This is a genomic window from Halorarum halophilum, assembly GCF_013401515.1.
Classification (GTDB): domain Archaea; phylum Halobacteriota; class Halobacteria; order Halobacteriales; family Haloferacaceae; genus Halorarum; species Halorarum halophilum.
This window is the reverse complement of sequence record NZ_CP058529.1, coordinates 1,363,948-1,390,122: the sequence shown is the minus strand read 5'-3', so window position 1 is coordinate 1,390,122 and position 26,175 is coordinate 1,363,948. Positions and strand designations below refer to the sequence as shown.

The window sequence follows — 26,175 nt, the reverse complement described above, 5'->3', positions numbered from 1 at the left end:
CCGTGTCCGGTCGCGACCCGCCGCCGGTTCGAAGCGGCCGTCGGTCACGACCTACGGCGCGCCGAGGTAGCCGGTCCGGTCGGTCTCGGCGCGGTACAGACACCCGTCGTACCCGGTCAGGTAGAGCGTTCCCAGGTCGTCGCCGCCGAAACAGCAGTTCGTCGGACGGGGGTCCGGAACCGGGTGGGTCTCCAGCACCCGCCCGGACGGCGCGAAGACGTAGAGCATCGGCCCGGGGCCACTCTCGTCGGCCCCCGCGGTGGCGACGACGTTCCCCGCCTCGTCGAGGCACATCCCGTCGATGCCGCGGTGCGGGTGGAAGTTGTGCAACACCTCGTAGGGGCCGAGTTCGTCGCCGTCGATGGGGTACGCTCTGAGTTCGCGAGCATTGTCCTCGCCGTACCGGCTCTGTGCGACGTATAGCGTCCCGTCGTCGGGAGCGACGAGGAGGCCGTTGGGGTTCGTCGTGTCGTGGGTCATGCGGGTGAGCGTCCAGTCGTCACCGGGGTCCGCCCGGTAGACGGACCGGTGGTCGAGGTCCAGATCGTCCCCGTGCTCCACCCAGTCGGTGTCGTAGAAGGGATCGGTGAACCAGAGGCGACCCTCGGCGTCGAACGCGAGGTCGTTCGGGCTGTTGAGTCGTCCCCCCTCGAACCCGTCGGCGACGACCGTGACACCGCCGTCGTCCTCGTAGCGGACGACCCGGCGGCCGCCCATCTCACAGGCGTATAGCCCGCCGTCGGGGCCGAGTTTCAGCCCGTTCGCGTTGCCGGTGTCCGTCCGGAACGTCTCGCACCCGCCCGTCGTCGCGTCGTACCGCATGATCCGACTCGTCGGCATGTCGGTGAACAGCACGCCGTCTCCGTCCCACACGGGGCCCTCGGTCGTCTCGAACGGGCCCGCAACGCGTTCGAATTCCCAGCTCATGCGACGAGTTGTCACTGTCCCCGTTGATAAGTGATTCTCCGCCGGCGCTCAGTCCCTCTGCTCGTCGATTGCGCGCTGGAGTGCCGCCAGCCCCTCGTCGCGGCGGCGCGTCACCTCCCTGGCGGGGACGTCGTACTCGAAGAAGCCCGCGCCGTCCTCGATGCCGCCGCGACCGGCGTCGAGGTATTCGTCGTACAGGTCGCTCGGTTCGTCGGCGTCAGAGAGGTGGGGATAGAGGTTGCCCGCGACGGTCCGATACAGGGCGAGCCCGCCGACGTCGACGGTCTCGAACGGCCCGATGACTGCGGTGCGGCGAGCGTAGCCGTCGCGGATGGCCGTGTTGATGTCCTCGACGGAGGCGACGCCCTCCGCGGCGAGGTGCATGCACTCGCGGACGACGGCGTTCTGGACGCGGTTCCAGACGAACCCGGGGACGTCGCGCTCGACGACGACGGGCTCGCGGTCGATGTCCTCGATGAACGCGGTCGTCCGCTCCATCGTGGCGTCGCTCGTGGCCTCCCCGCGAACCACCTCGACGGGTTCCAGGAGGTACGGCGGGTACCACCAGTGACAGCCGACGATGCGGTCGGTGGCGTCGTTGCCCGCGGCGATGTCGGTGACGGGGATGCCCGAGGTGTTGCTCGCGAGCACCGCGTCCGACGGCGCGGCGTCGGCCAGCGCCGCGAACACCTCGCGCTTGAGGTCGAGTTCCTCCGGCACGGTTTCGAGGACGAAGTCGACGTCGCTCACGCCCTCGGCCCGGTCGAGTGTAAAGGTGATGCGGCCGAGCACCTCGTCGGCCGACGCCGAGGCGAGGCCCTCCTCGTCGTGGAACGCGACGACCTCGCGAATGCGCGCTTCGGCCTCCTCGAGGTTCGACTGCCGGTGATCGATCAGCGTCACGTCCCGGCCGTGCAGCGCGAAGTGGGCGGCGAATCCGTGTCCCATGTCGCCCGCGCCGACGACCGCCGTATGCTGTATCATGACGTGTGTCATCCCCCCTGGGGCAGTACTAAACCTTGCCCTGGCGGTCGACTCCGGCCGATGGGGGCTTCGAACGCCCGGGAAAGCCCGGTTCCGCCGCTTTAAAAACCGTTATTAGCGTCCTCGCCCTCGCCCGAGACGGATGCGGACCCCCTCGTCCGACGGACGCTGGCTCCTCGTGGTCGAACTGTTCGCCCTCTCGGCGCTGGCGAACGCCTACCTCATCGCCCCCGCGAGCGTCCTGCCGGTCGTGATGTCGGAACTCGCTATCGGCGCGGCCGCGGCCAGTTGGATCGTCAGCGTCGTCTTCGGCATCCAGATACTCGCTACGGTGCCCGTCGGCTTCGGTCTCGACCGCTACGACACGCGTCGGTTCGCCGCGGCGGCGACGCTCGCCATCGTCGCCGCCGGCGTCTGGGGCGTCGCCAGCGCGGCCACCGGCGCGTACTACTCGCTCGTCGCCTCCCGCGTCCTCGGGGGACTGGGGAGCCTCGTGTTCTGGAACGCCGGCGTGTCGGTGCTCGGGCGCTCCTTCGACGACCGCCGTCGGGCGACGGCCATCGGCGTTTTCACGGCGGGCGCGCCCACGGGGTTCGCGCTGGCGCAGTTCCTCGGCCCCCGAATCGCCGAGAGCTTCGAGTGGACGCTCACGCTCGGCGTCTTCGGCGTCTGTACGATCGTCCCCTTCGCCGCGTTCTGGGCGTCCTCGCGCGGACTCGACGTCGCCGTCGGGTCGACCACTCGGCCGCCGAAGCTGGCCGACGTGAGCCTGCTGTTCGAAAACCGCGTCTTCTGGGCCGTCTTCGTGATGGGGATGGCGACGTTCTCGCTGTACTCCTTTCTCAACAGTTGGCTGCCGACCTACCTCACCGAGCACCTCGGCGCGACGCTGGCGACGAGCGGCCTCGCCGTGTCGCTGTTCCCCGCGATGGGCGTCTTCGCCCGCTCCGGCGGTGGCTTCCTCTCGGACCGCGTCTTCGGCAGCCGACGGCGGCCCGTGACGATGCTGTCGTTCCTCGTGCCGGTCCCCGTCGTGGTGGCGATGACCCACACCTCGACCGTCGCCGTCGTCTTCGTGCTCGTCGTCCTCTCGGGCTTTTTCATCCAGCTCGCGGTCGGCCTGCTCTTCACCTATGTCCGCGAACTCGTTCGGCCGTCGGTGGCGACAACGGCGGTGGCGGCGCTCACCGGGGCGTCGTCGCTCGGGTCGTTCATCGCCCCCATAGCCGCGGGCGTCCTCATCGAGCGGACGGGGTCGTACCTCCCGGCCTTCCTGCTCGCGGCGCTCGTGGGGTTCGTCGGACTCGCGACGGCGTACGTCACGCCGGAACCGACCGCCGTCGGGACGCCGGCCGCCGATTAGTCGGCGAACGAGTGGGGGATCGCCGACTCGACACCGGCCTCACGGGCGGTGTCCGCGAGGAGGTCGAGCGTCTCCTGGTAGAAGGGGATGCCCTCGGCGCGTCGCTTCCGACGCGTCTCGTGTTCCGCCGCGCCGGGGAGCGTGGCCCGGTCGCCCTTCGCCGTCGGCCCCATCGACACCGCGTCGGGGTAGTCGGCGTTCCGAAGCATCTCGGCCAGCGCCTCGACGCGCGCGCGGTTGTCCGCCGGCGTGGAGTAGACGTCGGGGTCGACGAAGCAGAACATCGCCCCGTTGTTGACGCTGTGCTCGGTCGGCTGGCCGGTCACCTTGCCGTCGCCGACGACGCCGGCGAACAGTTCCGCCATCATCGACAGGCCGAACCCCTTGTAGCCGGCGGTCTCGCCGCCGAGTGGGAGCATTGCCCCGATGCCCTCCTCGTAGTCGGTCGAATCCGTCACCGCGTTCCCCTCGGCGTCGATGACCCAGTCCTCGGGAATCGGGCGGTTCTCGACGGATCGTTTCGTCACCTTCCCGTGGGCCACCTGGCTCGTCGCCATGTCGAGGACGACGGGGTGGTCGAGCGCGCCGAACGGGGGGACCCCGAAGGCGATAGGGTTCGTCGAGAAGAGGCGTTCCGCGGTGCCGGGCGGCGTCACGAGCGGCGCGGCGCCGCCGGTGTTGACGAGCGCAGTGAAACAGAGCCCCTCGTCGGTCGTCCGCTCGGCCCACTCGCCGATCCGCCCGAGGTGGGTCGCGTTGCGGACGCCGACGGTGGCCATGCCGTTCTCGGTGGCGAGGTCGACGCCGGTCTCGACGGCGCGCCGTCCCACCACCTGCCCGTACTGGAGGTTCCCGTCGACCTGGGCGGCCGTGGGGGAGAGACGCGTCACCTCCGGCGTCGCCCGCGGGTCGATGTCGCCAGACCCGACCATCTCCAGGTACGTCGTCCCCATCCGGATGGAGCCATGCGAGCCGTGGCCGGTGAGGTCCGCCTCGACCAGCGACTCCGACACCTCGTCGGCGACGTCCTTGTCGGCACCGAGGGCGGCGACGAGCGCCCCCACGAACTCCTCGAGCTCAGCCGCGTCGATCCGCTTCATGGCTCACCCCTCTGGGGGCTGGATGTTAAACCCTCCAGTCGGTGGGCGATTCGCCGTGCGGGCGCACGACGGTCACGGGTGGCAGTTAGTTACAGCCTACCGGACCCGCATCGACCAAGACCAGACCGGTGGTGACGACCGGACTCCGGCACGTCTGCCGGCAGCGGAATCATGGGAAGTCGACAGTCAATTCACGATATGCCGATAGACGGAGCGGTGCCGGTTGACGGAGTGACGCCGAAATGGAACGGTGATTCATGCGTGCATCGTGCGAAAGACTATTGCAATCTCTTCCGAACACTCGGTCCAATGGTTCCGACTTTCACCGGATTCAGACGGGACGACGGACGGGTCGGCGTCCGAAATCACGTCGCCGTAATCCCAACGTCCGTCGCCGCCTCCAGCATCGCCTCGCGCGTGGCGAGCGAGGCCGGGGCGTGGGCCCGCGCGACCCCCCACCAGATGGGTACGACCCAACCCGACGAGACGCGCGACCAGACCGAGCGCGTCCTCGCCGGCGTCGGACGGAACCCGAACGTCGGTGCGGCGCTGGTCGTCGAACTCGGCACCGAGGACATCGACGCCGAGGGACTCGCCGACCGAATCGCCCGCTCCGGGAAACCCGTCGAGACGCTCTCCATCCGCGAGTGCGGCGGCACGCTGACCGCCCTCGACCAGGGGGCCGAACGGGCAAGCGACCTGAACGAGGCCGTCGGCAATGTTCGCCGCGAGGAGGCCGACGCCTCCGAACTAGTCTTCGGCGTCGAGTGCGGCGGCAGCGACGCCACCAGCGGCATCGCGGCCAACCCGGCCGTCGGCGACGCCTGCGACCGCCTCGTCGAGGACGGCGGCACCGCCTGCTTCAGCGAGACGCCGGAGTTCATCGGCGCCGAACACATCCTCGCCGACCGTGCGGCGAACGAGGAGGTGCGAAAGCGCCTGCTCGCCTTCGTCGAACGGCGCGAGAACCTCGCGAAGATGATGGGCGTCGACATCCGCGGCGCCCAGCCCTCGCCCGGTAACAAGGAAGGTGGGCTGACGACCATCGAGGAGAAGAGCCTCGGGGCCATCGCCAAAGGTGGCACCTCGCCGGTCAACGGCATCGTCGGCTACGGCGAGGACTTGCCAGTCGGCGGCGGCCTCGTCCTCATGGACACGCCCGGCTACGACGTCGAGAGCGTCGTCGGCAAGGTCGCCGGCGGCGCGCAGGTGGTCGCGTTCACAACCGGCCGCGGCAGCACCACCGGCAACCCAATCGCGCCCGTCATCAAGGTCACTGGCAACCCGAAGACCTGGGAGCGGATGTCGAACAACATGGACGTCAACGCCAGCACCATCATCGGCGGCGAGTCGCTCCCGACCGTCGGCGAGCGGACGTACGACAAACTGCTGGCCATCGCGGACGGCGACCCGACCGAGGCCGAGCGGCGACGCCTCGAGGAGTTCGCCATCAACGAGATCCAGCCGAACGAGATCGGCGAACTCGGCACGGAGGTCCGGACGTGAAGGGCGACGTGCTCGACGACGACGCGCTGGTCATGACGGTTGAAGACGTCGTCGCCACCGCCATCGACGACCTCGATGCGGGTCACGAACTCGACCTCGGAGACCGGACGCTCGTTCTCTCTGAGGCCGTCGCGTTCGGCCACAAGTTCGCGCTCGTCGACGTCCCGGAGGGCGAGGAGATCGTCAAGTACGGCGAGGTCATCGGCCGCGCGAGCGAACCCATCGCCGCGGGCGACTGGGTCCACGTCCACAACTGCGAGAGCACCCGTGGACGGGGCGACCTGGAGGTCGGTTCCGACGGGGGTGAACCGGCGTGAGCGCCGGGAGCGACCTCGAACCGACGCCCGAGGCCGGCCAGTTCGAGGGATACGAGCGGCCGACCGGGCGCATCGGCGTTCGCAATAACGTGCTCGTGCTCCCCTCAGTCATCTGCTCGCACGTGGTCGCCGACCGCATCGCTGACGCCGTCCCCGAGGCGGTCAGCACGCCCCACGGCCACGGCTGCGCCCAGATCGGCAGCGACAACGACCAGACGAGACGGACGTTCCTCGGCCTCGGCTCGAACCCGAACGTCGCGGGGACGGTCGTCGTCGGTCTCGGCTGTGAGGTGCTCCAGTCCGACGACGTGGCGAGCCGACTCGACGAGCGCGGCGTCCCCGTGCGCGAACTGTCGATCCAGGACGTCGGCGGCACAGAGGAGTGCGTCGAAGCGGGCGTCGAGCACGTCCGCGACCTCCGACGTGTCGCTCGGGAGACGGCCCACACGACGGCGGGGCTGGGCGACCTCACCGTCGGCGTCGTCAGCAGCGACCTCGACGACTCGACGGTCGCGGAGGCGGACCCACTTGTCGGCCGCCTTGCGGAGTCCGTCGTCGAGGCCGGCGGGCGCGTCGTCGTCGCCGGCAGTGAGCGCCTGACCGCCCACCCCGACGACGCGCGTGCGACAGCGGTCGACGAGGCGACCGCGGACGCGATGGACGAACTCCTCACCCGCCACCGCGACTATCCCGCGAAGGCGACGCGAATCGCCGCCGAGGCGGGCGGGATGGAGTTCGCGGACACCACCGCCTCGTGGGGCGGACTGCCGGTGAGCGAGGTCGTCGACTACGGCGACCGGGTCGCCGTCGACTCCGGGCTGGCCGTCCTCGACGCGCCCTCGCGGTTCGAGGAGGCCGCCACGGGACTCGCGGCCGCCGGTGCACAGATAGTCGTCCACGTCACCGGCGACGGCATCCCCGCGGGCCATCCAGTCGTCCCGGTGGTGAAGGTGTCCGGCGACGCCGATACCGTCGACGCGCTCGCCGAGGACATCGACGTCGACGCGACGAGCGCCGACCACGCTGCTGTCCGCGAGCGGGTGCTTGCAGTGGCGAACGGCGACCCGTCCCGGGCCGAAAGACACGGCCTGACCCAGTTCGCCATCACCCGCGTCGGCCCCTCGATGTAGGCGGCGTCCGGTCGGGGGACATTCAGTCGGGGGACGTCGAAACAGTCAACACGTCGGCCCATGCAGTCCATTCCATGACGTACCGAGCGGGCATCATCGGCGCGGGCGGCATCGCCGGACTTGGCATCCTCGGCCTCCACGACGAGGAAGACATCGGGACCAGGAAGTTCCCCGAGAGCCACGCCGGCGGCTACCACGCGACCGAGGACATCGACCTCGTCGCCGTCGCCGACGTCGACGAGGGGAAACTGGACACGTTCGGCGAGGCGTGGGACCTCCCTCCGGAACGCCGCTACGTCGGCCACGAGGCGATGCTGGCGGCCGAAGAACTGGACGTCGTCTCGGTCTGTACCCCCTCGTTCCTCCACCACCAGCACGTCCTCGACGCGGCGCGATCGTCGGCAGACCCCGATGTCATCTGGTGTGAGAAACCCATCGCTTCGGGCGTCGGGGAGGCAGAGGAGATGTGCGAGGTCTGCGCGGAGACGGACACCGAACTCGTCATCAACCACTCGTTCCGCTTCACCGACAAACTCCGGACGCTCCGCGACCACGTCCGGGACGGCCTCATCGGCGAGGTGAAGGCCGTCACCGCGCAGTTCCGCCGCGAACTGCTCCGGAACTCGACGCACCTCATCGATACCCTGGTCTACCTACTCGACGCCCGGCCGCGGCGGGTCAGCGGCTTCATCAACGGCGAGAACGACGCCGTGACGGCCCTGGAGGGGGACCGCGAGGTCGACGACTCCGGCGGCGGCGGGTTCGTAGTCATGGACGACGGCACGTTCGTCTCCATCGACTGCACGGTCGCCCGCGACATCTCGTCGATGACGTTCCAGTTAGTCGGCACTGAGGGGAAACTCTACATCAACAACGACGACGGCGAGTGGCGCTACTGGGCGCTCGAGGACGGAGCTCACGTCGAGAAGCCGATTCCGGGCATCGAGGACGCGTGGCGCTGGGACGAGGACTACCGCGGTTCGTTCGCCAACGCCGCCCGGCATGTCGCGGACCTGCTGAACGGCGAGGCCGAGAACCGCTCGCCGGGCGAGGAGGCCGCCCGGTCCGTCGAGGTCATCGTGGGCTTCTACATCTCCCACTACACCGGCGGCCACGTCTCGGTGCCGTTCGACCGGCCGCTGAAGGACGTGACCATCACCTCATGGTGACGCCCACCTCACGGTGACTCCCCGCGGTCAGTGAGGCGTGCTCCCGTTCGTCGGCGTCCCCCGTCACTTCGTCGCTCGGCAGGCTACGAATCCGCCCGCCTTCGCGCGAACGAGCGATTCACTTATTGCTGTAGCTGTGGCATTCTTTCACATACAATGACCGAACGTGGGGACCCCACCGTCGGTCCCATCCCGGAGGAGACGATACTCGAAGTGTGTGGCGAGCGCGACCTGCCCCGGATGGGCGTCATCGAACAGATCTGGGAGACGGATCCCATCCCGATCGACGAGGTCGAGTCGCGGGCCGCGGAGGCCGTCGACTCGCTGGCACTCGACGAGGTGCCCGACGGCGGCGAGATCGCGGTCGGTGCTGGCAGCCGCGGCATCGCCAACCTCCCCGCCATCGTCCGCGGCGTCGTCGGAGAACTGCAGTCCCGCGGCTACGAGCCGTTCGTCTTCCCGGCGATGGGAAGTCACGGCGGGGCGACCGCCGATGGCCAGCGCGGCAAACTTGACGCCCTGGGCGTCAGCGAGGAGACGGTCGGGTGCGAGGTCCGCGCGACGATGGAGGTCGTAGAGGTCGGGACGACGCCCGAACGGGGCGTCTCGGTCGTTGCCGACGCAAACGCCGCCGCCGCTGACGGCATCGTTCCCATCAACCGGGTCAAGCCCCACACCGACTTCGATGGCCGCGTCGAGAGCGGTCTCTCGAAGATGCTCGTCATCGGGATGGGCAAACAGCGCGGCGCGAAGTTCGCCCACGAGGGCGCGGTCAACTGGAGCTTCCGGGAGATGATCCCCCAGATCGCCCGCATCCTCCTCGACGCCCTTCCGGTCGTCGGTGGCATCGCCGCGGTCGAGAACCAGCACGACGACACCGCGATACTGGAGGGCGTTCCGCCGTCGGGTTTCCTCGAACGCGAGGCCGAACTCCTGGAGACGGCGTACGAGAAACTGCCGACGCTCCCGTTCGACGACCTCGACGTGCTCGTCGTCGACCAGATGGGCAAGGAAATCAGCGGGACGGGTATGGACACGAACGTCGTCGGCCGCCGCGAGTTTGGCTTCGAACCCGAACCGGAGTCGCCGACCATCGGGCGAATCTACGTCCGCTCGCTGACCGAACCGTCCCACGGAAACGCGACGGCGCTGGGCATGGCCGACCTCGTCCACCGGGATCTCATCGCCGAGACGGACCTCTCCAAGGCGGTCATCAACACCGTCACCGCGAGCAATCTCCGGGGCGCGCGAGTCCCGCCCATCATGGAGTCGGACTACGCCGCGCTCGTCGCAGCGCTCTCGACGGTGGGCATCGTCGGCCCCGAGGAGGTCCGCGTCGCCCGTGTCACCGACACGATGCGGCTCGAACGGCTGTACGTCTCGGAGGCGCTCATCGAGGAGGCCCGCGAGCGCGACGACCTGCGCGTCGTCGCCGAGCCAGAACCGGTCGAGTTCGACGGCGAGGGAGGGTTCACCGCGCCCCCACCCTCGCCCGACGCAGACTAACGCCGAAACGATACCGTGGGCGGCGTTATCCCTTCCGTTCACCGTCCGCGTCGACGTGAACGGTTCCCTTACCCGAACCGTCGGCGTCGCCCGTGGGGACGTTGCTGTCCGTCCGAGGGCTTCGACTCCACTCCCGTCGCACCGGCCCCTACCCGTTCCGCTCCTCGTCGAACCGTTCGGCAGCCACGAGCCGGCGGCCGGATTCAGCACTGACTTCTCCCGGAGAGGTGTCGCTGAACCCTCGGAGGGTCGTTCGTGGACCCGGAGCACGACGGACGGCTAACTCGTCGGGAAGTCCTTGGACCACACGATACGACCTCACTACCCCGGTCGCTCTCGGCGGTGCCGCGTTCGAGAGCGCCGCTCACGAGGATGGTCCGTTCGGTAGCTTTGACTTAACGCAATAAGCTTCCGTTAAAATATAAGATACAGCTACACTTTTCCTTATCCCACCTAGCCCTGGGGAAAGCTATATGTCGATAGCATGGGAGGGTGTAGTATGCCACCGTTTGGCAAGAGAACACTTGACAGACGAGAACTGCTGACACACCTCGCCGCCGCCGGAACCACCGCGGCCGTCGCCGGTTGCATGGGCGTTCCAGGCGGCCAGGGTGGCCAGGGTGGCCAGGACGGCCAGGGCGGTTCAGGTTCCTCCGAATTCCAAAACGAAATCGGGAATATCGATTTTGCTGGCAACTGGCAACAGCGCCGTACCGCCTCTGTGGACCAATGGCCGATCGAGAAACGAACGGCGGTCCCGGAGGGCGACGCTGTCACCAACAAGCAGGCATGGTTGGACTCGGAATCGGTGAAGAGTTCCACCTGGGAGCCTCCGAAAGGGTGGGAGGACACGGCAGCCGGTGACGTCGACAAGATTCAAGTCCTCAACTATGGGGACATGCAGTTCGATCCGGCAACGTACGCGGTCGACGCCATGTTCGAGGAGAAGACCGGCATCACCGTCGAACGGATCCAGATCGTCGTCGACCAGGCCATCCCGAAGATGGCGGCGTCGCTCTCCTCGAAGGAGCCCACGCCTCACCTCCTGCAGTCCACCGTCGACACGTCGATGACGACGTACGCCCAGAACGGGTGGCTCGAACCGGCGGACTTCCTCCTGCCGGACGACGAAATGTACAATCCGTACATTCCGCTCCTCAAGCAGACGTTCACCTGGCAGGGGACCAACTGGGGTGCGCCGGCGAACGTCGAGGGTAACCCGGTCCACGTCCGCGTCGACCTGCTCGAGGAACAAGGCGTCAGTAAGGGTGTCATCGATAAGATCCGGAACGGAAACTGGTCGTGGGACGAACTCGAGACGGTGATGAAGGCGTTCGAGGGTACCGACGTCTACGCCTGGGGCTTCCGCGGTTCCTCCCTGACCTACACCGAGCGGGACTTCCGCATCCACTGGTACCAGACCGGAGGTCAGTACATCCAGGACGACGAGTCGATCAAGGTGAACGGTGAAGGTGCGAAGGCCGCCCTCTCGAAGCTCATCGAGTGGCGTGAGAACGGCTGGCTGCCGGACCCCTCCACAACGTGGACGCAGGGTGACCTCGCGGACGGCTTCATCTCGGGGAACCTAGCGATGGTCCCCGTGGCGACGGACCTGTTCGCAGACGCCAGTAGCGAGTACGAACTCGACAGCCAGTACATCCTCGCCGCGCCGCCCAAGGCGAACGTCGGTCCAAGCCCGACGCAGGCCACCTGGGCAGGCGGTCCAGTCCTGGCGACGAACAAGTTCGCCCCAACGGCGGAGAAGGCCGCGGGCGCGCTCCTCCAGGACGCCCGGTTCTCCACCGAGAACGGCTGGTGGGAGTACGTCGTCGAGAGCAATTTGACCTACGTTAAAAGCAACTACGACGTCGCCGGCCAAAACAACGTAGTGCCGTTCTCGCAGGTCCGCGGCAAGTCGATGGAAGTCGCCAAGAACGAAGTGTTCCCGCAGCAGCGCGCAGTCATGCAGAAGGTTAGCGAGGAGCTCAGCCTGGCGTACTCCGGCGAGAAATCCCCGGAAGAGGCGCTCAACTCGGCTCAGGAGTTCATCGACACGGTCCTGGGTCAGTAGAGACGCCACTACAACAGGACAATATATTCATGGCCACTGAAACACCAACAACCGGTATTGGTACCCAGTCGGACGGCCTGAAGGGACGTATCAGCGCGTGGCTCAACGACCACGTGGTGCTCGTCCTGCTCGGCCCGCCGCTGGCTCTCATCACGGCGATCTTCGTCTACCCGGTTCTCTGGATGTTTTATCAGTCGCTATTCCTGACGGCCCCGGGCATCCCGGAGCCCATCTTCCGCCCACTCTACAACTACGAGAAACTGTTCACGTCGTCGGTGTTCTACACGTACCTGGAACAGACGCTGATCTACTCGTTCGGCTCGCTGGCGCTCTCGTTCACGTCCGGGCTTCTCGTCGCCCTCGCGGCCAATCACGTTGTAAACAAACGGCTGCGGTCGACGTACACGACGATCATCCTCTTCTCGTGGGCGCTCCCGCTCGCGGTAGTCGCGCTCACGTGGAACTGGATTTTCGTCGGACAGCCGTACGGGCTGTTGAACCAGGTTTTGATGGACCTCGGGATAATCTCCAGCCCGCTCGCGCTCCTGGCTAACAAGCGTCTCGCGCTGCCCCTCGTGACGTTCGTCGACGCTTGGCTGCGGATGCCGTTCGCGATGGTCGTGTTCCTCGCGGGACTCCAGTCGATTCCACAGCACATGTACGACGCCGCGAAGATCGACGGCGCGACGACGTGGCAACGGTTCTGGAAGATAACGTTGCCGTACCTGCGGCCCTACATGGCTATCGTGGGGCTCATCTCGTGGATGTTCGCCTTCCGGGCCTTCTCCATCATCTATCCGATGACGCAGGGGGGACCTGGCGTCCGCACGACGACGCTAGCCATCTACATCTACCGCGAGGGGATGGTAAAACTGGACTTCGGGTACGGGTCGGCCATCGCCGTATTCCTGGTCGCGGTCACCGTCATCCTCGCCATCTTCTACGTGACCGTGGTACTCGAACGGATAGAGGAGTGATCACGATGTGTAACAGTCACCAAATGACGACCCACGACGGCCTGCTCGCGGGGCGTGATCCCCGATGAGCACCGAGGAGAGCTACGAGCGAATCAGCTACGAAAAAAGACAGGCGTTCTGGAACGTCATCGAGGGACCGTACATCGTCCACGCCGTACTGGTCTTTACGGTGCTCTCCGTCCTGGTGCCGATCTTCTGGATGAGCCTCACGTCGTTCAAGACGCCCAACGGGGTGTTCTCGCCGACGTACCTCCCCGAGGAGTTCACGTTCCAGGCGTACCAGTTGGTAGTGATTCGAGAAGGATACTGGCGGGCGCTGCTCAACAGCGCCATCATCTCGACAACGACGACCGCCATCGTGATGGTGCTCTCGATCCCGGCCGGCTACGCGTTCAGTCGCTTCCGCTTCCGGTTCGACAACGCCATCTTCATCGGCGTCATCTTCTCGCGGCTGTTCCCGCCGATCGGCATCATCATTCCCTACTTCCAGGGACTGTCCGCGTTCGGCCTGCTCAACAGCCGCACCGGAATCATCCTCGCCCAGGTGTACCTCTGGTTGCCCCTGATGATCTACATCATGCGGAACTTCTTCATTTCCATCCCGAAGGAGATCGACGAATCCGCGCTCGTTGACGGCTGCACGCAGCTACAGGCGTTCCGGAGGGTCGTTGTTCCGCTGGCGATGCCAGGCGTCGCCGCCGTCGGTATCCTCACCTTCCTCTACTCGTGGCGGGAGTTCCTCTTCTCGTTCATGATCTCGAGCACGCTGGCGTCCCGACCTATCTCGGTCGCAGTGTACGACTTCGTCGGCGAGGTGAACATCTCGTGGGCCCAGATGGGCGCCGCGGCGGTGCTCGCCATCATCCCGACCGTCCTCGTCGTACTGTTCTTCCAGCAGTACATCGTGAGCGGGCTGACAGCGGGGGCGATGAAAGGAGAATGACCTCCTCCTTTCACCTCCGACCGGAACGACCGACCAGTAGCCGTACCGATTATCAGTCGAATCCAGAGATACCAAAGGAGATGACACCATGACCGATACAACCTCACAAACGGAACCCTCGACCGCGGACGAGGAGTCCGCCCCCGACACCGCGGGGCCGGACATCAACGTCCGCATCGTCGGGCTGACGAAGATATTCCAGGATAGCGACGGGACGGACGTGGTCGCCGTGGACGACGTTTCGATAGACGTCCGCCGCGGCGAGTTCCTCGTGCTCGTCGGCCCGTCGGGATGTGGAAAGACCACGACGCTCCGAACCGTCGCCGGTCTCGAGGAGCCGACGGAGGGCAGCATCGTCATCGAGGAGATGAACGTGACCGGGCTCGACCCCCGCCAGCGGGACATCGCGATGGTGTTCCAGAACTACGCGCTCTACCCCCACATGCGGGTACGCGAGAACCTTGCGTTCCCCCTCGACGTTCGGAAGTTCCCCCAGGAGGAGATCGACCGTCGCGTCGAAGAAGCGGCAACCCTGCTCAGCATCTCGGACCTGCTCGACCGCAAGCCGGGGGCGCTGTCGGGCGGCCAGCAGCAGCGCGTCGCCCTCGGGCGCGCCATCGTCCGCGAACCGTCGGTCTTCCTCATGGACGAACCGCTGTCGAATCTCGACGCGAAGCTACGGGTGCAGATGCGGACCGAACTCAATGACCTGCACAAGCGCGTCGGCAAGACCACCATCTACGTCACGCACGACCAGGCCGAGGCGATGACGCTCGGCGACCGCGTGGCCGTGATGAACGACGGCAAACTCCAGCAGGTCGACCCGCCCCAGCACCTGTACGACAATCCGACGAACCAGTTCGTCGCCGGCTTTATCGGCGAACCGCCGATGAACTTCTTCGACGTCGACGTCAGGGAGGCGGGCGACCGGCAGTTCGCCGAATCGTCGCTCTTCGACTTCGGGCTTCCGGACGACCTGTCGGCTGCCGTCGAGTCGTGGGATGGTGACCGGGACGCCCTGACGCTGGGACTCCGGCCCGAGGACATCCACGACGCCGAGGTTGCCGACGAGCGGGTCGGCGAGTCGAACACCTTCGAGGCGTACGTCCGCCTCATCGAGCCGATGGGCTCCGACAAGTTCCTGACGCTCACCGACCCCGACGCACCGGACGACCTCGACACCGAGTTCTCCGCCCGCGTCTCACCCGAAAGCACCATCGAGGAGGACGAGGTGGTCACGCTCGTGGCCAACCTGGACAAGATCCACCTCTTCGACGACGTGACCGGCGAGAACGTCACTAACTGAGGCGCCGGTCGTCTCACGCGACCTGGCGTCCGTTTTTCCCGTCCGCCGGCCTCAGTCGTCCTTCCGGTAGGTCTCCAGCCCCTCGAACCGGATGCCGTGTCCCGGATCGTCCGGCGGCGTGAACGCCCCCTCGACGGGTTCCAGTGGCGTCTCCATCACGCTGTCGAGCACCGTCGAGTGGTGTTCGATGTAGGGGACGTTGTCGAAGGCCGTCGCCAGGTGGACGTGCAGCGGTTCGACGAAGTGCGGCGACACGGGGAGGTCCCACGTCCGGGCCGCATGCGCGACGGCGAGCCACGCGGAGACGCCGCCGACGCGGGTGACGTCGGGCTGGAGGACGTCCGCCGCGCCGAGCGCCATCGCCTGCTTGAACTGCGTCTCGTTGAACAGGTTCTCGCCGAGCGCGACCGGCACGGCGATCCGGTCCCGGAGGTCGGCGTGACCGGCGAAGTCCCCCTTGTCGAGCGGTTCCTCCAGCCAGTCGAGCGGGACGGCCCCGAGGTGTCTGGCGAACCGTCGCGCCTCGGGAACCGTGTACGCACAGTTGGCGTCGACCATGAGGTCCATCCCGTCCGGCAGCGCCTCCCGGACCGCGCGGACGCGCTCTGCGTCCTCCGCGTGGCCCCTGCCCACTTTCATCTTCATCCCGGCGAAGCCGCGTTCGGCGGCGTCGTGGGCGTTCTCGACCAGTTCGTGGGTGTCGTACTGGAGCCACCCGCCGTGCGTCTGGTAGGCTGGCACCTCGCGGCGCTCGCCGCCGACGAGTTCGTACAGCGGGGCGTCGAGGCGACGCCCCAGCGCGTCCCAGAGCGCGATGTCGATGGCGGAGACGGCGAGTTCGGAGACGCCCTCGCGGCCGACGTACGTCGTCGCCGCCCGTATCCGGTCGCGGGCAACCCGCGGGGCGGCCGTCCCCCCGACGAGGACCGGGGCGAGCGTCGTCTCGACGAACTCGCGGACCGCCGACCCACCTTCGCCGATCGTGTGCGTGAATCCCATCCCAGGTCCGTCGTCGGTCTCCACATCGACGACGACCAGTTCGAGTTCGTCGAACGATTGGGTTGCGTCGTCCAGCGATTCCTCATTCGGGACGCCGTACAGGTTGACGTCGACGTCGGTTACGCGCGTCACGTCGCCGGCTACGGGTGCTCCACCTATCAAACTACGCGCGGTACCGGTCGATCGCGTCGGCGTCGAGGTCCACCCCAAGACCCGGATCGTCCGGGATCGACACGCGACCGTCCTCCGCGGCGAACGATTCCGCGGCCAGTTCCTCGCGGAGCGGGTTTGACGATCGGTCGAACTCCAGCCACGGCCGGCCGTCGAGCGTGGCGACGAGCTGAAGGCTCGCCCCGAGACTGACGGACGTCCCCCACACGTGCGGCACGAGCGAGACGCCGTGGTCGCGCGCCCGCCGCGCGATGCGGCGGGCCGGCGTCAGGCCGCCAACGATGCAGACGTCCGGCTGGGCGACGTCGACGGCGTGCGTCTCCAGAAGACGGTCGAACTCGGCCGGCGTGTGACACTCCCCACCAGCGACGGGGACCTCGAGCGTCTCGCGTAGCTCCGCGTACCCCTCGAGGTCCTCCGGCTGGACTGGCTCCTCGAACCACTCCACATCGAGCGATTCGAGTTCGCGGCCGACCCGACGAGCGTCCCGCCGGTCGTAGGCGTAGTTGGCGTCGACCATCATCGTCGTCTTCGGGCCGACTGCCTCCCGGACGCGGCGGACGAGTTCGACGTCCTCCCGGGGGCCGTAGCCGAGCAGTTCGAGGCCGACCTTCAGTTTGACCGCGCCGAGTTCGGTCGCGTTCGTCCGCGCCTCCGCCGCGATGCGGTCGTACTGCTCCTCGAGATCGTCGACGGGCTTGAAGTAGTGGCCCGTGGCGTAGGGCCGAATCGACTCGCGCCGCCGGCCGCCGAGCAGTGTCGCCGTAGACACGCCCTGTAGCTTCCCCGCGAGGTCCCACAGCGCGATGTCGAGGCCGCTGATCGCCGGCAGGGGCACGATGGTCTGGTACGTCGCCCGCCCCACGTCGTAGAGCCGGTCGTAGAGTCGCTCGACTTCGAGTGGGTTCTCGTCAACGACATGCGGGGCGAGCACGGACTCGACGACATCGCCGGTCCCCTCGACGGGGCCCCAGCACTCGCCCCACCCGACGGTGCCGTCACTCGCCTCGACGCGAACCAGCGTCGCCGTCCGCTCGTCGACCCACGACTGCGCGTAGCCGAACGGCTCGTCGGTCGGTGCGCACACGCCGATGGCTTCCACCGAGTCAACGGTAACGTCGCTCATTCGAGCGGACGTCGGTGGGGAGACTAATAACCGTGTTCGATTCCGTGTCAAGTGGTACCGGGGAACAACGCTTTGTGCTCGCTCGACGAACTGGTTGCGCATGTCAGACCTCACGGAGGAGTACGAGCGGAGGACGCCGGAGTCGCGGCGGCTGTTCGAGGAGGCGGGCGCCGTCATGCCCGGCGGCGACACGCGCGAGGTGACGTACTTCGACCCATACCCGACGTTCGTCGAGGAGGCGTCGGGGTGTACGCTGACGACGGCCGACGGCGAGGAGCTGCTCGACTTCCTCAACAACTACACGCAGGCGGTCCTCGGCCACGCGCCGCCCGCGGTCGTCGAGGCGGTCACTGAGCGGTTCGCCCGCGGCAACGGCTTCGCGGCACCGACGCGCGAGGCGACCGACCTCGCCGAACGGATCGTCGAGCGGACGCCGTCGGTCGAGTCGGTCCGGTTCGCCAACTCGGGTACGGAGGCGACGATGAACGCCGTCCGGGCCGCCATCGCCCACACTGGGAACGACCACGTCCTCAAACTCGACGGCGCGTTCCACGGCACCCACGACACGGTACTCGTCGGCGTCACCGGCGACGGTCGGGAGAACCCCGGCATACCACGGAACGTCGAAGAGCGGGTGTCGACCGTCCCGTTCAACGATGCCGACGCGCTGGTCGAGGCGTTCGAGCGCCTCGGCGACGACCTCGCGTGTTTCATCGTCGACCCCATCATGGGCAACGCGGGAGTGATTCCACCCCGCCACGACTACCTCGAGACCGCGCGCGACCTGACCGAGGACGCCGACACGCTGCTGGTGTTCGACGAGGTCATGACGTACCGCCTCGCCGAGGGCGGCGCACAGGAGCGATACGGCGTCACGCCCGACCTGACGGCGTTCGGGAAGTTCATCGGCGGCGGCCTCCCGTGCGGCGCGTTCGGCGGCCGCGAGGACGTGATGGCGGTGTTCGACCCCGTCCGCGGGTCGGTCACCCACTCGGGGACATTCAACGGCAACCCGACGACGATGGCGGGCGGCCTCGCCACGCTCGACGCGCTCGACGCCGACGCCATCGACCGCATCAACGATCTGGGCGCGACCGCCCGCGACCGACTCGACGAGGTCTGCGCCGACGCCGACCTCCCGGTGCAGGTGACCGGCGACGGCTCCTTCTTCAACGTTCACTTCACTGACGAGGAGGTGGTCGACGCGGCCACGTCGACGACTGGCCACGAGTCGAGCGGCGGGCCGACCGAACAGTTCTTCCTCGCGCTCCGGAATCGCGGGGTATTCGTCGCCAGGCGCGGGCTGATGAACGTCTCGACCCCGATGGGCGACGCCGAAATCGACGCGCTCGTCGACGCGTTCGAGGCGGCGCTCAGCGATGTCGCCCCAGCCGTCGCGGCTGAGGTCGACTGAATCCTCACCGACCCCGGCTTCCCCACGCGAACGCCGTCCAGCCCCCGTCGGCCGTGAGCACCTCGCCGGTCACGAAGTTGTCCCGCGAGGCGAGAAAGAGCGCACAGTTCGCCATCTCCTCCGTGGAACCGAACCGCCCGAGCGGAGTCCGGTTCCGTACCTCCGCTTCGGTGTAGCCCGCCGACTCCATCGACTGGTCGGTGATGGCCGTGCGGATGTACCCGGGGGCAAGCGCGTTGACGTGGACCCCGTGTTCGGCCCACTCGACCGCTAGCGTCCGGGTGAGGTTGTCGACGCCGCCCTTAGCCGCACAGTACGGCGTTCGCATGTGGAGCCCCATCGACCCCATCATGCTGGAGACGTTGACTATCGCGCCGCCGTCGCCCCGTTCTATCATCCGCCGGCCCGCGGCCTGCGACCCGTAGAATACGCCCGAGAGGTCGACGTCTATCACCTGTCGCCAGTCCTCGGGAGCCATCTCCTCGGCGGGGTCGATGATGGTCATCCCGGCGTTGTTCACCATCACGTCGAGGCGGCCGAACTCCTCGACCGTCGCGTCGACGAGCGCCGACACCGAGTCCGGGTCGGTCACGTCGCACTCGACGGGGAGCGTCGACGCGCCGTCGACCTCGGCGGCTATCTCCTCTGCGGCCGCCTCCGCTCGCTCGTGGGAGCGGGAGTTCGTGACTACGTTCGCGCCCTCCCGGGCCAGCGCTTTGGCGATCGACATGCCGATGCCCTTGCTAGACCCCGTGACGATGGCAGTCTCGCCGTCGAATCGTCCGCTCATGCGGTGATGTCACGACTGTGTGTAATAGTCTCTCGCATCCCTCGCTGGCGGTCGAACCGGTCAGGCCGGGCTGCCCGCAGTGGGCGAGCCCGACCGACGTAGACAGCAGCGACGAACTAGCCGTCGACATCGAGATATCCAGTCCGACGCGGTAAGAACCCTCCACGGACGGACGACCGACGACGACCGGCCGAAGCTTTACCTTTGTCACCGGAGCAGGGAGGCCATGGCACTGAGCGACGACGAGCTCTGTGACCGGTACGAACAGTTGCACCCAGGCGCGGTGGCCGACGGCCTCGACGCACTCGGCTACGAGCGCCGGACGCTCCGGAGCGACGTCGGCCCGCTGACCCTCGACACCCGAATGGCCGGGCTCGCCTTCCCGGTTCGGGGCCACCCCGACGAGGGGACCGACTACGATGAGAACATCGAGCGCTTCCTGCGGATGCTGGGAGACGTCCCCGAACACGGCGTCGTCGCCTACGAGACGAACGACGACGAGTCGGCCCACCTCGGCGAGCTATCGACGACGGCGCTCGCCGCGGGGGGGTGCCGGGGCGCGGTCGTCGACGGCGGCGTCCGAGACGTGCGCTTCATCCTCGAGCAGGGCTTCCCCGTCTTCTCGCGCTATCGGACGCCGGCGGACGCGCCGCCCCGATGGCGACTCGACGACTGGGACGTGCCCGCGCTCGTCGGCGGCGTGGAGATCCGCCCCGGCGACGTGCTCGTCGGCGACGTCGACGGCGTCGTCTGCGTCCCGAGCGATGTCGCCGAGGCGGTGCTGGAGCGCGCCGAGACCAAGGCGGGGACCGAGGACGAGGTGCGCGAGGCTGTCCGCGACGGGACGTCACCGCTCGACGCCTACCGCGAGTTCGGCGCGTTCTAGGCGTCGAGTTCCATCGCGTCGGGAGCTATCTGTCCTGGCGAGGTAACCCTCCCGCATGGAAATCACCGCCGTGGAGACGATCGGCCTCTCGGACATGGACTTCGAGGAGACGTGACGAAGTACGACTACAACCACCTCCTCTCGCGGGTACCGGTCGACGTCGTGATGTTCGATATCGAGTGGATGGGCGGGCTCACGGAGGCCGGGAAGGTGACGGCGATGGCCGAGGCGAACCAGGTGCCGTTCGCCCCACACAACTGCGGCGGGCCGGTGTTGCACTTCGCGAACCTCCACCTCGGGGCCGCGGCGCCGAACCCGAGTGATCATGGAGTCCGTCCGGGGTCGCTACAACGGGTGGCACCGCGAACTCGTGACGACGCCTGCCGAGGCCGAGGACGGCCACCTCCTGCTCCCCGAGGGTCCCGGCCTCGGGACCGAACTCGCCGACTCGGTGCTGGAGGCCGACGGCGTCGAACGCCGCGTGACCGGGGCGTGACTACTCGAAGGCGCTCGCGGCGAAGCCGCCGTCGACGGTGAGGATCTCCCCCGTCGTGTACGACGCCGCGTCGCTGGCGAGGTAAATCGCCGCGCCGGCAATCTCCCCGGGGTCGGCCATCCGTCCCATCGGCGCGCGCTCGCGGATGCGTTCGTACCGGTAGCTCCCCTCGGCGTAGGCGTCCGCCGTCTGGGGGGTCGCGACGTACCCGGGTCGGATGGCGTTGACGCGGATTTCGGGGGCCAACTCCTTGGCGGCGTTGCGCGTGAACGCGTCGATGGCCCCCTTCGCCGTCGAGTAGGCGACGAGGTCCGCCATCGTCACGACGGACGAGAGCGACGAGATGTTGACGAGGCTCCCCCCGTCCATCCGACGGGCGAAGGTCTGACACGTGCGGACGACCCCCGTCAGTTGCACGCCGAGGACGGACGCCCACTCCTCCTCGGTCACGTCGAGCAGCCCCCGGCGGGCGATGGCGCTCGGGGAGTTCACCAGCACGTCGACGCCCCCGAACTCGTCGGCGGTCGCCTCGTAGAGGGCGACGAGCGAATCGCGGTCGGTGACGTCGCAGGTGACGGCGACCGAGGACGCCTCCAGCGAGCGGAGTTCCGCGGTCGTCTCCTCGACGCGCTCCTCGGTCCGGCTGGACGCGACCACGTCCGCCCCGTCAGCGGCGAACGCCCGCGCGATCGCGCGCCCGATGCCGCTCGTGCCGCCCACGACCACCGCCGTCTTCCCCGCGACCGAAACCGGGACGTGCTCGAACTCGCTCGTCATGCCGCCACACACCGACGGTGCGGGCTTAGCTCTTCGCCCGGGACGTAGCTTTATCTCGAAGACCGTCCCACGCCGTGTATGGAGATCACCGACGTCGAGACCTACACGCTCCACCAGCCGCTCGACCGGGTCGTCGGCGACTCGCGGCTCGAAATCACCGACATGTACACCGTCGTCGTGGAACTGGAGACCGACGAGGGGTACACCGGGACGGGGTGGATGAACTCGCTCGGCTTCGCGCCCGACCTGATGGAGCGCTTCGTCGACTCGCAGTTCCGGGACCTCGTCGTCGGCGCCGACCCCTTCGCCACGGAGGAACTGCGGCAGCGGCTCCGGGCGCAAACCGTCTACTACGGCGAACTGGGTCTGTCGGCGTGGCCCCGGGCCGCCATCGACGTCGCCTGCTGGGACATCAAAGCCAAGGCCGCAGGGCAGCCGCTCTACCGGCTCCTCGGCGGCGACGACGACCGCGTCAGGGCGTACGCCTCCAGCATGGACGCCCACCATGACCTCGACGAACTCCGGGCGCTGCACGGGGGATTCGCCGACGAGGGCTTCACCGCGTTCAAGACGAAGGTGGGCGACAAGTCGACTGCGGAGGAGGCCCGCCGCGTCGCCGAGGTGCGCGAGGCGGTCGGCTCCGACGCCGACGTCTTCGTTGACGCCAACCAGGCGTGGACCGTCTCGGAGGCAATCGAGACGGTCGAGGCGATGGACGAACACGGCGTCGACTGGGTCGAGGAGCCCATCACGGAGTTCAACCTCGAGGGCCACCGGCGAGTGGCGGAGGCGACGGGGCCGCCGCTTGCGACGGGCGAGATGCTGAACCGCCCCGAGCAGTTCATCCGCCTCCTGGAGCGCGGCGGCATGGAGGTCGCCCAGCCGGACCTGATCCGGGCGGGCGGGGTCTCCGGCGCGACGCGCGTCGCCGACCTCGCGGCGACGTACGACGTCCCACTGGCAACGCACTTCTACTACGTCGTCAGCGCGCACCTCGTCAGCGCCGCGCAGACGGGGTTCGTCGTCGAGTACATTCCCGAGTACGACGTGGGGCCGCTCCTCGACCCGTCCCCGGTAATCGAGGACGGCACCGTCCTCCTGCCGGACCGTCCAGGCCACGGGTACCGCGTCGACCCCGACGCGAAGGAGGAACACCTCGTCACCTTCGATTGAAGGCACCCTGTCACGTTCGACTGACGAACGCCTCGTCGCGTTCAAGCGAGCGGCCCGAGGGACCGCCGGTACCGTCTTGGTCCGTCCCGCCGACCGATGCACCGATGTCAGAGACGAGGGTCTCCCACGACGAGGACGCCAACCTGTCCGTCCTCGACGGTCGACCGGTGGCGGTGTTCGGCTACGGCAACCAGGGACGGTGGAGGGCACTTAATGCGGACCGACGGATACGGTAACGCCATGGAACGAGAGACCGGTCGGATCGCTATCGATCCCCGACGGATGGTGACGGAGCCGTGAGCGACGAACGCCTCAGGGCAACGTACCTGATAGAGACGGCCCGACCCCTCCGCGAGGCGGCGAGCGCGATGGCAGGCGAACAGTCCTCGGGGACGTTCGTCGACGTCCCGGGGGAGACGGGGGAACTGGAGGCGCGCCACGGCGCACGCGTCGAGGATTTGGTGGAACTCGACGTGGCCGACGAACCGTCGCTTCCCGGCGCGGCGGAGCCGGAGCGATCGGCGAATCCTGAGTACCGGCGGGCGCGGGTCGTCGTCTCGTTCCCCGCGGAGAACGTCGGCGCGTCGCTGCCCAACCTCCGCGCGACGGTCGCGGGCAACCTCTTCGAGTTGCGGCAGTTCTCCGGTCTCCGACTCCTCGATCTCGAACTCCCGGACTCGTTCACTCGGTCGTGCCCCGGCCCGCAGTTCGGGATCGAGGGCACCCGCGAGATTGTCGGCGTCGAGGACCGCCCGATAATCGGCACCATCGTCAAGCCCAACGTGGGCCTCACGCCCGCGGAGACGGCCGACACCGTCGCCGAGGTCGTCGACGCCGGCCTGGACTTCGTGAAGGACGACGAACTCATTGCCGATCCGCCGTACTCGCCGGTCGAGGAGCGCGTCGAGGCGGTCATGGACGTCGTCCGCGACCACGAGGCCGAGACCGGCCAGGAGGTGATGTACGCCTGCAACATCACCGGGAGCGTCCACGAGATGCTCGAGCGCCACGACGCCGTGAAGGACGCCGGGGGCAATTGCGTGATGGTGAGCATGAACAGCGTGGGCATCTCGGGCCTCCTGGACCTGCGCCGGGAGGCCGACCTGCCGATCCACGCACACCGCAACGGGTGGGGGGCGCTCTCCCGACATCCGCTCCTCGGATTCGACTACGCCGCCTACCACACGTTCTTCCGCCTCGCGGGCGCGGACCACATGCACGTGAACGGGATCCGGAACAAGTTCTGCGAGTCCGACGCGTCGGTCGTCCGCTCGGCGCGGGCCTGCCAGGCGCCCATCGCCGACGAGGACGACAGGGTGATGCCGGTGTTCTCGTCCGGACAGTGGGCCGGGCAGGCCCCCGAAACCTACGAGGCGCTCGGCAACCCGGACCTGATGTACCTCGCCGGCGGTGGCATCTTGGGGCACCCCGACGGGCCGGCCGCGGGGGTGGCCCACATCAAGCAGGGGTGGGAGGCGGCGATGCGGGGGATTCCGCTAGAGGAGTACGCCGAAACCCACGAGGAACTGCGGACCGCGATCGAATACTACGGTCCCGTCGGGAGCGGTCGCTGAGATGGTCGGTTCGGACTTCCTCCTCGCCTACTACGGCGACGACTTCACCGGCTCGACCGACGTGCTGGAGGCGTTGTCGCTCTGCGGCGTCCCGACGGTGCTCTTCCTCGAACCACCCGAGCCCGGGGACCTGGAGGAGTTCGACGCGGTGCGGGCAGTCGGCGTCGCCGGCACCAGTCGGAGCATGACGCCGGCGGAGATGGAGGAGGAACTCACGGACGCATTCGCGGCGCTCGGTCGATTCGACGCCGACGTATTCCAGTACAAGGTCTGCTCGACGTTCGACTCCTCTCCGGAGGTGGGGAGCATCGGTCGGGCCCTTGACGTCGGCCAGCGCGCCGTCGACTCGCCGTTCGTCCCCGTCGTCGTCGCCGCGCCGTCGCTCGCCCCGCGCGGGCGCTACGTCCTGTTCGGCAACCTCTTCGCGACGGTGGACGGGGAGACCTACCGACTCGATCGACACCCGACGATGCGCGACCACCCGGTGACGCCGATGCGGGAGGCCGACCTCGTGGACCACCTTGGCGAGCAGACCGACCGCTCCGTCGGCAACCTCGAGATCCGGCACCTCGACGGCGGGGCCGACGACGACCTCGACCGGGCGCTCGAATCCACGCTCGCGGAGAGCGACGTCGTCGTCTTCGACGGTCTGAACCACGACCACCAGCGGACGGTCGGCCGCCTCCTCTGGGAGCGGCGCCCGGACGACGGCCCGCTCTTCGCCGTCGGCTCCTCGGGGCTGAACTACGCGCTGGCCGACCACTGGCGGTCGGTCGGGGTCGTCGACGACCCCGACCTGCCGCAGACGCTCGACGCCGTCGATCGGACGGTCGTCGTCTCGGGGAGCGCATCGCCCGTCAACGCCGCCCAGATCGAGTGGGCGCTCGACCACGGGTTCGTCGGCTTGCCGCTTGACGCGCCGGCGCTCGTCGACCCCGACGCGGCCGACGACGCGAGAGCGCGAGCCGTGGAGGCGGCGACTGACGCGATCGAGCGCGGCGAGAGCCCCATCGTCTACTCGGCCCGCGGCCCCGACGATTCGATCGTCGAGCGGACGAGCGCGCGCGCTCGGGAACTCGGCATCGACGACGAGCGCGTCGGTCGGCGACTCGGCCGACAGCAGGGGCGGATCTTGCGCGACGTGCTGGCTGAGACCGGGCTGGAACGTGCCTGCGTCGCCGGCGGCGACACCAGCGGGTACGTCGTCCCGGAATTGGGAATCTACGCGCTGGAGTTCGCGGCTCCGGTCGGTCCCGGGAGTCCGCTCTGTCGGGCGCGCTCGCACGTTGACACCTTCGACGGCCTCGAGATAGCGCTGAAGGGCGGCCAGGTCGAGACCGCCGCCGAGGAGCCGAACTTCTTCGACGCCGTCCGGAACGGCGGCCTGATCGAAGAGACGTAGTCGCCGCTCGTGTATTCGGAAACGATCGCCGTGGCGCGGCACGCGCCGCCGGCGAAACGGCTAACACG

The 26,175-nt window shown here is 68.0% G+C and carries 24 protein-coding genes and 1 pseudogene; 18 read left to right on the top strand and 7 right to left on the bottom strand.

What is annotated here, in order from left to right:
* Window positions 1–51: 51 nt before the first annotated feature.
* Entirely contained in the window at window positions 52–927 is an 876-nt protein-coding gene (locus HUG10_RS07195) for an SMP-30/gluconolactonase/LRE family protein (RefSeq protein WP_179168922.1), read from the bottom strand.
* A gap of 48 nt (window positions 928–975) precedes the next feature.
* The gene (locus tag HUG10_RS07190) at window positions 976–1,911 is read right to left on the bottom strand and encodes a 3-hydroxyacyl-CoA dehydrogenase family protein (RefSeq protein ID WP_179168921.1); all 936 of its coding nucleotides are present in this window, start codon (window positions 1,909–1,911) and stop codon (window positions 976–978) included.
* 142 nt (window positions 1,912–2,053) lie between these two features.
* On the opposite strand from HUG10_RS07190, the gene HUG10_RS07185 reads away from it, so the two are divergent.
* Window positions 2,054–3,274 (top strand): MFS transporter, encoded by a 1,221-nt coding sequence (locus HUG10_RS07185; protein ID WP_179168920.1) that lies wholly within the window; start codon window positions 2,054–2,056, stop codon window positions 3,272–3,274.
* On the opposite strand, the gene HUG10_RS07180 is transcribed toward HUG10_RS07185, so the two are convergent.
* Entirely contained in the window at window positions 3,271–4,374 is a 1,104-nt protein-coding gene (locus tag HUG10_RS07180) for an Ldh family oxidoreductase (RefSeq protein ID WP_179168919.1), read from the bottom strand. The two genes, HUG10_RS07185 and HUG10_RS07180, sit on opposite strands and share 4 nt — an antisense overlap.
* Window positions 4,375–4,683: 309 nt before the next feature.
* Between HUG10_RS07180 and HUG10_RS07175 the strand changes: the two genes are divergently transcribed.
* From HUG10_RS07175 to HUG10_RS07135, 9 genes are all read left to right on the top strand, one after another.
* The gene (locus HUG10_RS07175) at window positions 4,684–5,880 is read left to right on the top strand and encodes a UxaA family hydrolase (protein ID WP_179168918.1); all 1,197 of its coding nucleotides are present in this window, start codon (window positions 4,684–4,686) and stop codon (window positions 5,878–5,880) included.
* Window positions 5,877–6,197: a UxaA family hydrolase gene (locus HUG10_RS07170; RefSeq protein ID WP_179168917.1), complete on the top strand. Its 321-nt coding sequence runs from the start codon at window positions 5,877–5,879 to the stop codon at window positions 6,195–6,197. The genes HUG10_RS07175 and HUG10_RS07170 overlap by 4 nt, the downstream gene beginning before the upstream one ends.
* Window positions 6,194–7,327 carry a UxaA family hydrolase gene (locus HUG10_RS07165; protein WP_179168916.1) on the top strand — a complete coding sequence of 378 codons (1,134 nt, stop codon included), beginning with the start codon at window positions 6,194–6,196 and terminating at the stop codon, window positions 7,325–7,327. The genes HUG10_RS07170 and HUG10_RS07165 overlap by 4 nt, the downstream gene beginning before the upstream one ends.
* A gap of 74 nt (window positions 7,328–7,401) precedes the next feature.
* Window positions 7,402–8,496: a Gfo/Idh/MocA family protein gene (locus HUG10_RS07160; RefSeq protein ID WP_179168915.1), complete on the top strand. Its 1,095-nt coding sequence runs from the start codon at window positions 7,402–7,404 to the stop codon at window positions 8,494–8,496.
* 156 nt (window positions 8,497–8,652) lie between these two features.
* On the top strand, window positions 8,653–10,002 hold the full coding sequence (locus HUG10_RS07155) for a DUF362 domain-containing protein (RefSeq protein WP_179168914.1): 1,350 nt from the start codon (window positions 8,653–8,655) through the stop codon (window positions 10,000–10,002).
* Window positions 10,003–10,900: 898 nt separating this feature from the next.
* Window positions 10,901–12,073 carry an ABC transporter substrate-binding protein gene (locus HUG10_RS07150; protein ID WP_179168913.1) on the top strand — a complete coding sequence of 391 codons (1,173 nt, stop codon included), beginning with the start codon at window positions 10,901–10,903 and terminating at the stop codon, window positions 12,071–12,073.
* Between the two features lie 29 nt (window positions 12,074–12,102).
* On the top strand, window positions 12,103–13,050 hold the full coding sequence (locus tag HUG10_RS07145; protein WP_179168912.1) for a carbohydrate ABC transporter permease: 948 nt from the start codon (window positions 12,103–12,105) through the stop codon (window positions 13,048–13,050).
* A gap of 64 nt (window positions 13,051–13,114) precedes the next feature.
* Window positions 13,115–13,993: a carbohydrate ABC transporter permease gene (locus HUG10_RS07140; RefSeq protein WP_179168911.1), complete on the top strand. Its 879-nt coding sequence runs from the start codon at window positions 13,115–13,117 to the stop codon at window positions 13,991–13,993.
* An 88-nt stretch (window positions 13,994–14,081) separates the two neighbouring features.
* Window positions 14,082–15,299, top strand: coding sequence for an ABC transporter ATP-binding protein (locus tag HUG10_RS07135; RefSeq protein ID WP_179168910.1), 1,218 nt, complete (start codon window positions 14,082–14,084; stop codon window positions 15,297–15,299).
* A 51-nt stretch (window positions 15,300–15,350) separates the two neighbouring features.
* Here HUG10_RS07135 and HUG10_RS07130 read toward each other — a convergent pair whose 3' ends face one another.
* Window positions 15,351–16,430 (bottom strand): mandelate racemase/muconate lactonizing enzyme family protein, encoded by a 1,080-nt coding sequence (locus tag HUG10_RS07130; RefSeq protein ID WP_179168909.1) that lies wholly within the window; start codon window positions 16,428–16,430, stop codon window positions 15,351–15,353.
* Window positions 16,431–16,461: 31 nt separating this feature from the next.
* Window positions 16,462–17,595: a mandelate racemase/muconate lactonizing enzyme family protein gene (locus HUG10_RS07125; protein WP_179168908.1), complete on the bottom strand. Its 1,134-nt coding sequence runs from the start codon at window positions 17,593–17,595 to the stop codon at window positions 16,462–16,464.
* A 100-nt stretch (window positions 17,596–17,695) separates the two neighbouring features.
* On the opposite strand from HUG10_RS07125, the gene HUG10_RS07120 reads away from it, so the two are divergent.
* Window positions 17,696–19,009 carry an aspartate aminotransferase family protein gene (locus HUG10_RS07120; protein ID WP_179168907.1) on the top strand — a complete coding sequence of 438 codons (1,314 nt, stop codon included), beginning with the start codon at window positions 17,696–17,698 and terminating at the stop codon, window positions 19,007–19,009.
* A gap of 4 nt (window positions 19,010–19,013) precedes the next feature.
* On the opposite strand, the gene HUG10_RS07115 is transcribed toward HUG10_RS07120, so the two are convergent.
* A complete protein-coding gene (locus HUG10_RS07115) occupies window positions 19,014–19,799 on the bottom strand; it encodes an SDR family NAD(P)-dependent oxidoreductase (RefSeq protein ID WP_179168906.1) in 786 nt (261 codons plus the stop codon).
* A gap of 226 nt (window positions 19,800–20,025) precedes the next feature.
* Between HUG10_RS07115 and HUG10_RS07110 the strand changes: the two genes are divergently transcribed.
* From HUG10_RS07110 to HUG10_RS21735, 3 genes and pseudogenes are all read left to right on the top strand, one after another.
* Window positions 20,026–20,685 (top strand): RraA family protein, encoded by a 660-nt coding sequence (locus HUG10_RS07110; RefSeq protein WP_179168905.1) that lies wholly within the window; start codon window positions 20,026–20,028, stop codon window positions 20,683–20,685.
* Between the two features lie 165 nt (window positions 20,686–20,850).
* Window positions 20,851–20,952: pseudogene (locus tag HUG10_RS22160) on the top strand (enolase C-terminal domain-like protein); the annotation flags it as partial.
* A 58-nt stretch (window positions 20,953–21,010) separates the two neighbouring features.
* Window positions 21,011–21,181 (top strand): hypothetical protein, encoded by a 171-nt coding sequence (locus HUG10_RS21735; RefSeq protein WP_246310231.1) that lies wholly within the window; start codon window positions 21,011–21,013, stop codon window positions 21,179–21,181.
* Here the strand turns inward: HUG10_RS21735 and HUG10_RS07100 are convergent, their stop codons facing one another.
* A complete protein-coding gene (locus HUG10_RS07100) occupies window positions 21,182–21,958 on the bottom strand; it encodes an SDR family NAD(P)-dependent oxidoreductase (protein WP_179168903.1) in 777 nt (258 codons plus the stop codon). It lies immediately after the preceding gene.
* Window positions 21,959–22,036: 78 nt separating this feature from the next.
* Here HUG10_RS07100 and HUG10_RS07095 point away from each other — a divergent pair, with 78 nt between their 5' ends.
* From HUG10_RS07095 to HUG10_RS07085, 4 genes are all read left to right on the top strand, one after another.
* Window positions 22,037–23,131 (top strand): mandelate racemase/muconate lactonizing enzyme family protein, encoded by a 1,095-nt coding sequence (locus HUG10_RS07095; protein WP_179168902.1) that lies wholly within the window; start codon window positions 22,037–22,039, stop codon window positions 23,129–23,131.
* Window positions 23,132–23,235: 104 nt separating this feature from the next.
* Window positions 23,236–23,367, top strand: a complete 132-nt coding sequence (locus HUG10_RS22000; protein ID WP_281375712.1) for a hypothetical protein — start codon at window positions 23,236–23,238, stop codon at window positions 23,365–23,367.
* A 60-nt stretch (window positions 23,368–23,427) separates the two neighbouring features.
* Complete coding sequence (locus tag HUG10_RS07090) at window positions 23,428–24,705, top strand: ribulose-bisphosphate carboxylase large subunit family protein (protein WP_179168901.1); 1,278 nt, start codon at window positions 23,428–23,430, stop codon at window positions 24,703–24,705.
* A 1-nt stretch (window position 24,706) separates the two neighbouring features.
* Window positions 24,707–26,107: a four-carbon acid sugar kinase family protein gene (locus tag HUG10_RS07085; RefSeq protein ID WP_179168900.1), complete on the top strand. Its 1,401-nt coding sequence runs from the start codon at window positions 24,707–24,709 to the stop codon at window positions 26,105–26,107.
* Window positions 26,108–26,175 lie beyond the last annotated feature (68 nt).